Raw genomic sequence first — 11,058 nt, 5'->3', positions numbered from 1 at the left:
CTTTTGGTCAGTCGATGTTATATCTTTCAAGCATCATGGATTTATACAACGGTGAAATCATTGCCTATACAGTCGGTGGTACACAAGATACATCGTTTATCTTAGATACGCTCGCTCAATTGAAACAACTGCCTGAGGATATCATTCTGCATAGCGATCAGGGCTCTGTGTATACATCATATGACTATCAAGCAGCAGTAAAAGAAAAAGGAATTACCATGAGCATGTCCCGCAAAGGCACGCCCGCTGATAATTCCCCAATCGAAACGTTCTACCTCGACGGAATACACAGCACGTCTAATGCTTGTGTGATTCGAATCGCCGAAGAATATATACACTATTATAACAATATTCGTATCCAAACGAAACTAAACAACCAGTCACCGGTAAAATACCGTCAACTGGCAGTTTAAAAGGTGTTTTCTTACTGTCTCAAAAAAGGTAGTCAGTGCCGTTTTTCTGATAGCTCTTTATTTTTAAGCATTATATAAATCATTTAACAGTTCGATTTTTTTTGCTGTTGCTTCTTCAAATGTCATGATATAGGCTGCAGGATCCTTAGGATTATGGAACTGTGTAATCTTCCCTGTTTCTGGATGTACAAATTTCGAAGATGCCCCACAACCAATTCCTAAAATGGTCTGTACTTCCTCCATTATAACGATATTATAGATACTTTCCTCTCCCGCTTTGCTATAGCCGACATTTTCCAAATTCCCTAATATATTTTTTTGACGATATAAATAGTAAGGTACATAATCATTATCCTTCGCCCACACCTGCGCCATCTGCATCATTTCGGCGACAGTATCACGGTCTGCTACCTTGTATTTATCTTTATTGCGTGTCATTTCTGATGCTCGCTTAAATGATAGCGTATGAACTGTTAACGACTCTGGTTGCATTTTTTCTGATTCATCCAATGAATGCTGGAATTCGTAAATCCCCTCATTCGGCAAGCCAATAATTAAATCCATATTAATGTTATTCATACCTGATTCACGTGCTAGCCAAAACTTATCAATGGTTTCCTGCACCGTATGATGACGACCAATTGCCTTTAACGTTTCATCCGTATACGACTGAGGATTGACACTGATGCGATCAATGCCCCATTTTTTCAGCACAGCTAATTTTTCTGGTGTAATTGTATCAGGTCGTCCTGCTTCAACTGTCACCTCACGAATGGTTTCAGGATGAGGGAAAGTTTCATACATCGTTTGATACAATGCATCCATTTCATCGGCCTCTATAGAAGTTGGTGTACCTCCCCCCCAATAAATCGAAGTAATTTTCATCTTATTTTCCGTCAACCATTTCCCCATTTCACGCAGTTCAATATGGAGTCCGTCTAAAAATGTAGCTACACGACCTTGCTTGCGGTTACTGCCAATTGCATAAGCTGGGAATGTGCAGTATGCACATTTCGTCGGGCAAAATGGAATGCCGATATAAACGCTAATTTCTTTACCGATGTTATCTAAGTCGGGAATTGTCACTAGCTGACGATCCACTATTTCCTTTAAAAGCTCAACCTTTTCCTGTGACAGGCGGAAATCTCGTATAAGTACCTCAGCAATTTCTGCATCGTTCATGCCAGCCTTTCGGAATTTATGATACAGTTTTGTTGGTCGCACGCCTGTTAATATTCCCCATTGTTGATGCATACCCGAATACTGTTCTAATACATCTAAAAATACATGTGATAATGCACGCTTCATCCGTATATTTAGCTCACGTCCCACAGCTTCAGTATCGTATTTAATATGATAATCATTCGTATATCGTTTGCCATCTACCTCTAGGATAGCATTCGTATATACAGAGAAATCTGCTTCAACGTGGTATGTAAAAGTAACCGCCATATCAGCTCCATGTGCTTCAACTTTTAGCTTGGAATCCTCAAAAAATAAATTCGCAATATGATTTAAAACTCGAATCCAATCCTCAGGATATTTTTGATCTATGTGAATAATTTTCATCTTTTTCGCTCTCTTCTTTCAATATTCCATTTTTACCGAAATGACCGATAATTGATTGCATCAATAGTTTAACAAATTTTGATAAGCTTACGCAAAGCTACTATGTTAACCACCTATAAAGACTGAATATTCTGAATAAAAATAGACATAAAGGTGGTGTTGATAATGGTCCTTATGAAAAAACATTATTTATCTTCCGTTTCAAGCTTCACCCACAAAATAGAAGTAACTTTCCATTATTTCGATTTACAATATTGTGATGAAAGAACATTTTTTATAACAGTTATACTAAAATATCAAACTCATCAGGTTCTTTGTGATTTTATATATATTTTAGATCATCCAGAGGTTTACGGTGCCATCTCTATCAACGAGCATTATGCAAATGCAAAAAAGTTTTTTGAACAGCATGTCCATCACACGCTACTGTATTCTGATGAATTACTATTAGCTCAAAACTTTACGGATACACATTCCTTCAAAAAAACATCCGACAATTATCATTTGTTTTTGCCAAAAAAATAAAAAGCACACTACTAAAATTAATTAGTAATGTGCTTTGCCACATAAAATATTGAGCACTATAAACGGACTTTAAACAATCTAGCTTACTTTCAGATATAATGCTTATTAATTACTTCTCGTAAAAACTCCATGGGCAATGATTTAAATTATTTTAAATAAGTCTCTACAAATTCAACAGGTACATATGTTTTTTGATCCTCTAACAATGCTGGTGCTACCTCTAAAGGAAACAATGCTTTATTATAACCAAACATTTTTTCTCCACGAGTAATTGTGTACGATAAATTACCTTTTGAAATAATTGCGCCTTTCCCTGTTGACTCTACAGTGTAGCCAAGCTTTTCTGCAATCACACGTAATGGCACCATCTTCGTTCCATCTACTTCATAATAATCAGTCGCTAGTATTTCTGCGATTTCTGCTTGTACATTTGGAATTTCCGTAGTATTTTGTTTCTCATCATCAAGAACTATTACTTTCGAAGGCGTTGTTTGAGCTGGGATACTTTTTGTTGATGCTGTATAGAACACAACTAAATGTTTCTCTGCTAAGTCATCCGCCGTTACTTTATCTCCCTTTATATTTAAAAGCTCAGTATTTTCAGCAATATTTAATTTTAAAATATCGTAAGTATTTGTTAAGTTTTCAAAGAAATAATCGACTTCTACAAAACCTGCTTCCTCTGTTTCAACTATGATAACATCAGGATTGAATTGTGGTGGGTAAATGGCTTTTTGAGGCTTGTTTGCAAATGTGTAAGCTACTACTTTATCGCCTTTTTGAAGTTCCACTTTTTTCCCTGTATTATCAAAAACAAGTGTATTTTTTGTTACCTCAAGAATATTCGATTGTTCACCGTCTTTTAACGTGTAATATGTAATGTTTTCACTCACATTTACATGATCGATTGTTCCATACGTGTTGTTGAAAATATGGACTGGATCAATTTGAATCTGTGGAATTTGCTGTTCTGCATTTGTCGGACTTCCTTCATTAGCTGAAGCAACTGGTGTTACTACTGCGCTTCCAAATAACAACGCTGTCATAGCTACGGGTACGAATTTTTTCATCTTCATCATAATCTCTCCTCATTTTTAAGTTCATGGAAGTAGTAGCTTTAAAATGGAAAAAGTTACAGCTTGCACAGGAAAATTTATGATGAAAAAGAAAAATACCAATTACCTAACACATTTAGATTTATAGGTATATTCACGTAAAAGGAGACGACTCAAATTTTGAGAAGTCTCCCATTACATATACTCTGCGCAACTTATTCTTTAACAAGTTCGCTCAAACCTGTAATATCAATGCCTTTTAAAGCTTGCGTTGCCAGTCGATCCGCTTCTGAATTATCTTTTCGCGATACTGGCTTGTATTCAGGCTGGATCCCTAGTTCGTTTAACTTTGCGTCAATTTTATCTGCCCAATTTGCTAGGTCTTTTTCTAGTGCTGGCCATTCTCCACTTAATTGATTGATAGCAACTTGCGAATCACCCACAAAGCTAATAGGTAGATGATGTACATTTAATAATTCTAGCTCCACTAAACTTAAATAGAGCGCTGCATATTCTGCTTCGTTATTTGATTTGAGTTCAGCGGAAGAGGCATTTCTTCTTAATCTGTATGGCCTACCATTCTGTTCATAATAAATGACACATCCTAAACCTGACTGTTTTGTCGTACGGTCAAATCCCCCATCAAAATAGACCGTAATGTTATGTGGCTCAGTATCAACTTCTTTTAAGTATGCCTTTAACTCTTTAATCGACCATATTACATCTTGGCGATCGTTGAAGTGTAGTGACTTCACGCGACCTGTACGCTCCATATCCTCTGCTAATAATAAGGCTTGGGCTGCCGGCATTTCATAAGAGTGCAAAACTGTCCCCGCACCTTTTGGCGTTTTATAGGTCCATTCAATTGATATATGCATAACATTCCCTCCATTAATTCAAATAATTATACGTGCTCAATCATGGGCATGAATGGCATTGAATGATCATTACTCGTTAACTTTAAATACGCCAACAATCAGACCTGTTGAAGTTGTAGAAACAACTACTACATAAAGTTAAAACGTGTCTCGATTTACTGAGACACGTTTTTCTACTTACCTGTTATATGTGCAAATATCCTTATAATTATTCCTATAAAAGCGATTTAGCTAAATGCCAAGCTGACAATGGCTTAAGCTGATAGCATTTACAATATCGCCGGTCGAACCATCATTTTCGACGATTGATGAGAAAACCTAGTTACTTTTATTTATTGAATACCCTCATACAATGACTGTATTGGTTTTACTAAAATGCGGTTTACCTCTTCAATAACTTTGCTTAGCTTCATCTCTGCTTCAAGCATAGCGGAGATTTTTTCATTTTGCTGTGCAAGCTGTGCTGCTTTTTGCGCATAGATAAGTTCATCTTCTAGCAAATCTTCACCTGCTAATTGCTTTTTCTGTAATTCAATTTGAATTTTACGGAAATTTTTAAAAACATTTAACGCTTCTTCGTCTGCCTTGACAACTGCTACAGCCTCTTTTAAAGTTTCAAATTCAGGTGTTTTACGGAAAGTACCCTCTAAAGCATTAATTTCATTATAAATATTAATCATCAACATAATCTCCTTTTTAAATAAAATGAACAATTAAACCTTGCACAACCCCAATCAAACCACCAAGTACTGCACCAAGAACGGTAATCATTTTGAATTCCCGCTTGGAAATACCTAATACAAGCTCTTCCAGCTTGGCTACAGGGAAAGAATCCACCTGCTCGCGAACAACTTCCTGTAAGTTTAAACGCTTCAACACATCTTCTAATTTGTCTTCAGCCTGGATGAACGCTTTTTCGATTAATCGTGGAACAACACTTTCTTGCATCCATGAACTACCCTCAGGCCAATAATACGATATTGGATGATTTAATCGTTCTGCTACTGCTAATTGCTCTTTTACATAACTTTGTAAATTCGCTAAAATCGGTTCAAAGTTAATATCCTCTAAATAATCCATAGCTGGACGATCCTTTAGTTTTTCCCATTCCTGCATGAAAATTTTAGTTAACAGTGTATTCGTACCAGGAGTCTGTAAGAACTTCACAAGTTCACGTTGAACCTTGCCTACTAGCGATGAGGAATCGCCCAAAAACATATTAATCATGCCACCTAGAGATCCCTTAGAAGATAAGAAGTCATCGATCATAGCCTTTATTGTCAATTCACCTTCTGCTGATAAAAAATACTCTTCGCCCTTTTCCAAAATATGTCCAACTGCTACTGGAATTTTCGCATCAATTGTATTTTGAATGTCCGCTGATAACAGTGTACGAATTGATCTCGTTGATAATGTATTCTTGACTGATTCAAATTGTCCCACAACAATTGCTTCTACTTTTTGTTCAATTGTTGTTGGCATGTTAGAAAAGCCAGCTAAATTCAACCAATCTTGAATCGTTTTATCCTCAGTAAAAATAGTTTCTTGTACTTTTGCTTGTACGAACTGCTCTACCTTGTCTTGAATATCCTTTGAGAAAAATTTCTTTCTAAAAGTTTCAGGCGTTAATAAATAATTTACAACCGTTAAGCCTAGCTGCTTTGCTAATTCATCGCGTCGTTTCGGAATAAGACCCGGTGTAAATGGCACTCGCCAATTTTTAATATATTTAGCTTCATGGGGTCGAAATAGCATTTTTATTGCTAAGTGATTCGTAACACCACCAATTGCTGCCCCGATGATTGCCATAAATAATAATGTCCCTAGTAAATTGTCCATTAGCATCCTCTCATTCCAATCGTATTCACTTTGGCGTATTTTGTCGCCTGCTGCACTCATTATAGCAGAGCAATGAAATTCCACGAAAGAAATACCCCAAAAAAAGTGAATAGTTGCAAATTAACCACTATCCTTGAATAATGATAAATAAATACAGATGGAAATGAGGATGTCTATGATTCAGCATTTTAGCTTTAAGCCTCTTTTTGAACACACACAGCTCCCAGGCTGGGCAATATCGTTCTTCTACCTTCGCGAACGCTATGTTGCAGAATATTTAAAAGATGGTGAAATTCAATGGATTGGACCTATACCGCCAAATGAAGACGATGTTAAAAAAATGATACATGAGCTAATGCTTTACCATGTTTACGATTAAATAAACAACAATTTTTTACTCCTACATCTCATAAATATGCAGAAATTTCCCTACTATTCGGACTCTTATTTTGCAAATATTGCTTATTTATATTGAAATTCCTGTATTATTCTTATACATTTATTAAATAAGGTTATTTTTAAATGTTTTTATATGCAGGGGGCTATTTCAATGAGTAAAGTCACACTTTCAGATGACTTAAACAGTTACAATTCAAAAGTATTAATACGTGCTAAGGTAAAGGAACTTTTTTCTGAATTTTCCGCTAAAATTTTCGAATTAGCCAGTGATACAGGCACTATTGATAGTAAAGAATTTGAGATTCTTACTGGTTTTAGCAGTAATTTTTATAATGAATATTGCAGCCAATTAAAAGCTTTCTTTGATTCATCTACTAGCACATTGGGAAAACGTTCGATAAAGAATATGTATTTATCATATAACGGAAATAATTATGTTTTAACACAACAAGGGCTTACAGATAAAGCCCCTATTACAATCTCTGCGTTTTCCGGTGTACTTCCTTTAAAAGAGACTGTACACGATGTGGAAAAGGCTTGTCTTAAATTACGTTTCCAACAACAATAAAAACGTATGAAAGGTAAAGAACTATAAAAGGTTTTGTCACTTTGTAGCGCTATATTCACGTTCGTACAGAAAAAGAGGTTATCTCACATGAGACAACCTCTTTTTTGTTGCATATTGAAAATAATTCATTTAAAAAAATCCGCAAGTAAAACTCTCTTGAGATTTTTGACGTGTCGTTTTATATGAGATATAACTGCTTCTTTCTCTAAACAAACTATCCTTGCTCCATATAAAGTTAGCATATTGTATTTTAATTTTCAATCATTTGTCATTTGAAATAAAGCTTTTTTCACCATGAAATGTCTTCTTTAATTCCATCGAAAAAGTGGTTGTCAATATTTGTGTTTTGCTACTAAATAATTTATGATTGAAACATCCAACAATTTTTTAAATCATAGGAGGTGTACACTTTGTTTACTTCCCTCATTTGGGCGGGGGCAAAGGAATTATTTGGACGGAGACATATTGGAAATAACCATAAGGTTGGCGGCATTCGCCCTACTAATTGTAATGACAGGATTTTTTGTTGCAACAGAGTTTGCTATCGTTAAAGTGAGAGCTACCCGGATTGATCAATTGCTTGCAGAAGGACATAAAAAAGCCAAAAATGCAAAACGGGTTATTTCAGATTTAGATGAATACTTATCTGCATGTCAGTTAGGTATTACCATTACTGCACTTGGTCTTGGTTGGCTTGGTGAACCTACATTTGAAATCATTTTACATCCAGTGTTTGAATTCTTAAATTTGAACGGTAGTGTAACATCTATCCTTTCATTCATACTTGCATTTTCAATTGTAACTTTTATGCATGTAGTTATTGGGGAATTGGCGCCAAAAACTTTAGCCATCCAAAAAGCAGAATTTGTCACATTAAACCTTTCTGGCGCATTAATTTTATTCCACAACATTACGTATCCCATCATTAAATTGTTAAACGGTTCTGCACGTGCTTTAACAGGAATGTTTGGGCTTAAGATGATGTCAGAATCAGAAGTAGCACATACTGAAGAAGAGCTACGAATGATTTTGTCAGATAGTTTAAAGGGTGGAGAAATTAATAACTCAGAATATGAATATGTTAACAGTATTTTCGAGTTCTCAGATCGTCTTGCAAAAGAAATTATGGTACCGCGTACAGAAATCGTTGGCATCGAGAAAGAACTGACGATTAAAGAAGTATTTGATTTAATGGGTGTAGAGCAATATACTCGTTACCCAATTATCGATGGCGATAAAGACCATATAATCGGCTTAGTAAACATGAAACACTTATTAACGGCTTACATTAAAGATCCTGCAAATGGTGATAAACCTGTGCTTGACTATATGCAACCGATTATACGTGTTATGGAAACAACGCAAATTAATGATTTATTACTAAAAATACAGCGAGAACGTATTCATATGGCTATTTTAATGGATGAATATGGAGGAACGTCAGGTTTAGTAACGATTGAAGATATTATCGAGGAAATTGTCGGAGATATTCAAGATGAATTCGATGAAGATGAAATCCCTGAAGTACAAGAAATTGCAGATAATCATTTCATTTTAGATGCAAAAATGCTACTAGAAAACGTCAATGATATGCTAGGTACTGACATAGAAGATGATGATATCGATACAATAGGTGGTTGGTTCATGACGAAACGTTTTGATGCTGTTGAAGGTGATAGCATCGAGGTACAAGGTTATGAATTCACAGCTAAAGAATTAGATGGTCACCATATACTATACTTAGAAGTTCTGAAATTACCTGAACGTGATTTAGCAAATGAATTCGAAGAATTAAAAGACTCTAAATAAACATGCTAACACGACTCCCTTTCATATAAGGGGGTCGTTTTATAATGTCCTAAAGTTTTGCGAGGAGGAAACAAAATGGAGCTCTATACAAATTTACGTCAAGGGGAAAAAGGTGCTTGGTTATCCATCGGTACTTATTTAATACTGAGCTCAACTAAGCTGACAATTGGTTATTTAGGGACATCTGAAGCATTAAAAGCAGATGGACTGAACAATACAACTGACATCATCGCATCAATTGCTGTATTAATCGGCTTACGTATCGCGCAAAGACCACCCGATTCTAATCACCAATATGGCCATTTACGCGCTGAAACCATTGCATCACTAGTTGCTTCATTTATTATGCTGATTGTCGGCTTACAGGTGCTTATCAATTCTTTAAAGAGTCTCTGGGAGCCTAGTGGTACAACACCATCTTTATTAACTGCCTATGTTGCAATAGGCAGTGCCATTGTTATGTATGTCGTCTATCGCTATAATTTAGCATTAGCTAAAAAGATTCGCAGTGCTGCTGTAAAGGCTGCCGCTTACGACAATCGTTCAGATGCCCTCGTTAGTATTGGAACAGCAATCGGGATTTTCGGCGCTATTTTCGGCTTTCCGATTATCGATACACTGACAGCATTAGTAGTCGCCTTTCTTATTATTAAGACAGCCGTTGAAATCTTTTGGGAAGCGGTTCAAAGCCTAACAGATGCCTTTAATATTGATGAAGTGGAAACATTATCCGTATTAATACGTAATGTGGAGGGTGTGATTGAACTCTTGGATTTCAAAGGGCGTGCTCATGGCAATATGTACTTTATCGATGTAACGGTCACTGTGAATCCTTATTTAAATGTCTTTGAAAGTCACCGTATCACAGAAGAAATCGAACACACTGTGATGCGCGAAAATCCATTTTGCCAGGTACTCGTGCATATTGAACCACATATTGAGATTAATACTCCAGCAGACAACAAGGGGTTGTCTAAAAAGTCCTTCAAACAATAACGTCCACCTTTCTATATGGTAAAAATCCGTTTCACTTTCCGCAGGCAAGGCATGAGCTGCATCACTCGCTAACGCTTCCTGCTGGGTCTCATACTCTTGGTTTTCCCGCAGGAGTCTACGCGGATTTTTACCTTTGCATCAAAAACATAGCATAGTTGGATATCTCTAAGCATGTTGTTTTACTTTTGGGACAGCCCCTTGTTTTATGTTGTTCTTTTTTGAACAATGTGATTAAAGGCTTTTACTTAATCGCAATATAGATATCAACTTGCGCCTCATTTGGATTGGCGCATCGTTCATCATACTTTTCGAAATCGCCAGTATACGTTCTTTCTACCGCAGAGTTGGCAAACCATGCCCAAATATCTTGCCATGCTTTAATGACAACCTCAGTAACTGGGCCTATTTCCGATGTAAAGACAAGATACTTTGCGGCTGGGACTATCTTTGCCGCCATGCCTTTAGGAACTTCATCAATTGCTGAAACTTCCATACCAAGTGACAATGAATAAATCCCATTGACATCACTCTCGTAGTCACAATACAAACCATATGTTACGGCATGGTTCACATGATTTGCTATTTGTTGCCCGACATTTTGTTCATAAAATGCAGACCACAGTTGAGGTATTTTTGCTTGTGCTGTTAGCTCATTAGCATTACTTGTCCGCGTTGTAATTCCTATCACGTTAAAAGAATCTTTCTCAATGACAACCGGTTCAATCCTTTCACTCTTTCTCCATCTCTTTAAGCTTGGTAAAAAGGTAGCTAACATTTGGCGTGCTCCCTCTTCTGTCATCCCCTCCTCTTTCAAATGGGGCACACATATTTCAATCATTTCTTTCATTGTCAGATCAGGTTGCTTAAATTCACCTTCTCCATAACAATATGTACAATACTCTACACTCACTTGTCCCTCTTTTTCGGTACCAAATAATGCTGCTTCCACTAATGGCATTCCACAACTTTGACAACAACTTTGCATGTTTAAATCCACCTTTCGTCTA

12 protein-coding genes are annotated in these 11,058 nt (G+C 36.4%); 6 read left to right on the top strand and 6 right to left on the bottom strand.

The genetic code is table 11. From position 1 onward, the window contains the following. Positions 1-413 (top strand): DDE-type integrase/transposase/recombinase (locus C9J35_RS20350; RefSeq protein ID WP_153062977.1); only part of this gene is annotated, 413 nt, incomplete at its 5' end. Between the two features lie 63 nt (positions 414-476). Here C9J35_RS20350 and C9J35_RS20345 read toward each other — a convergent pair. Then, positions 477-1,982, bottom strand: coding sequence for a coproporphyrinogen III oxidase (locus C9J35_RS20345; RefSeq protein ID WP_107926328.1), 1,506 nt, complete (start codon positions 1,980-1,982; stop codon positions 477-479). 165 nt (positions 1,983-2,147) lie between these two features. Between C9J35_RS20345 and C9J35_RS20340 the strand changes: the two genes are divergently transcribed. Continuing rightward, positions 2,148-2,507, top strand: a complete 360-nt coding sequence (locus tag C9J35_RS20340; RefSeq protein ID WP_107926326.1) for a hypothetical protein — start codon at positions 2,148-2,150, stop codon at positions 2,505-2,507. A gap of 146 nt (positions 2,508-2,653) precedes the next feature. On the opposite strand, the gene C9J35_RS20335 is transcribed toward C9J35_RS20340, so the two are convergent. The 4 genes from C9J35_RS20335 to C9J35_RS20320 all read right to left on the bottom strand — a co-directional run bounded on the left by C9J35_RS20335 (position 2,654) and on the right by C9J35_RS20320 (position 6,279). After that, on the bottom strand, positions 2,654-3,583 hold the full coding sequence (locus C9J35_RS20335; protein ID WP_107926324.1) for a stalk domain-containing protein: 930 nt from the start codon (positions 3,581-3,583) through the stop codon (positions 2,654-2,656). Between the two features lie 194 nt (positions 3,584-3,777). Then, positions 3,778-4,440, bottom strand: a complete 663-nt coding sequence (locus C9J35_RS20330) for a ribonuclease H family protein (RefSeq protein WP_054768618.1) — start codon at positions 4,438-4,440, stop codon at positions 3,778-3,780. A 332-nt stretch (positions 4,441-4,772) separates the two neighbouring features. Further along, complete coding sequence (locus C9J35_RS20325; RefSeq protein ID WP_054768620.1) at positions 4,773-5,120, bottom strand: YlbF family regulator; 348 nt, start codon at positions 5,118-5,120, stop codon at positions 4,773-4,775. Between the two features lie 16 nt (positions 5,121-5,136). After that, positions 5,137-6,279, bottom strand: a complete 1,143-nt coding sequence (locus tag C9J35_RS20320) for a DUF445 domain-containing protein (RefSeq protein ID WP_054768619.1) — start codon at positions 6,277-6,279, stop codon at positions 5,137-5,139. A 175-nt stretch (positions 6,280-6,454) separates the two neighbouring features. Here C9J35_RS20320 and C9J35_RS20315 point away from each other — a divergent pair, with 175 nt between their 5' ends. The 4 genes from C9J35_RS20315 (at position 6,455) to C9J35_RS20300 (ending at position 10,051) form a co-directional block, all read left to right on the top strand. Further along, entirely contained in the window at positions 6,455-6,658 is a 204-nt protein-coding gene (locus C9J35_RS20315) for a YheE family protein (protein ID WP_107926322.1), read from the top strand. Positions 6,659-6,829: 171 nt separating this feature from the next. Beyond that, the gene (locus C9J35_RS20310) at positions 6,830-7,246 is read left to right on the top strand and encodes a hypothetical protein (protein ID WP_107926320.1); all 417 of its coding nucleotides are present in this window, start codon (positions 6,830-6,832) and stop codon (positions 7,244-7,246) included. A gap of 465 nt (positions 7,247-7,711) precedes the next feature. After that, positions 7,712-9,055, top strand: a complete 1,344-nt coding sequence (locus C9J35_RS20305) for a hemolysin family protein (RefSeq protein WP_268807941.1) — start codon at positions 7,712-7,714, stop codon at positions 9,053-9,055. A 75-nt stretch (positions 9,056-9,130) separates the two neighbouring features. After that, on the top strand, positions 9,131-10,051 hold the full coding sequence (locus C9J35_RS20300) for a cation diffusion facilitator family transporter (RefSeq protein WP_054768617.1): 921 nt from the start codon (positions 9,131-9,133) through the stop codon (positions 10,049-10,051). A 241-nt stretch (positions 10,052-10,292) separates the two neighbouring features. Here the strand turns inward: C9J35_RS20300 and C9J35_RS20295 are convergent, their stop codons facing one another. Next, positions 10,293-11,036: an effector binding domain-containing protein gene (locus C9J35_RS20295; protein ID WP_054768616.1), complete on the bottom strand. Its 744-nt coding sequence runs from the start codon at positions 11,034-11,036 to the stop codon at positions 10,293-10,295. Between the last annotated feature and the right edge of the window lie 22 nt (positions 11,037-11,058).

Origin of the sequence: Lysinibacillus parviboronicapiens, from assembly GCF_003049575.1 — a bacterium.
GTDB lineage: Bacteria > Bacillota > Bacilli > Bacillales_A > Planococcaceae > Lysinibacillus > Lysinibacillus parviboronicapiens.
The sequence above is the reverse complement of the archived record's forward strand: the minus strand, read 5'-3'. Positions and strand labels throughout refer to the sequence as shown.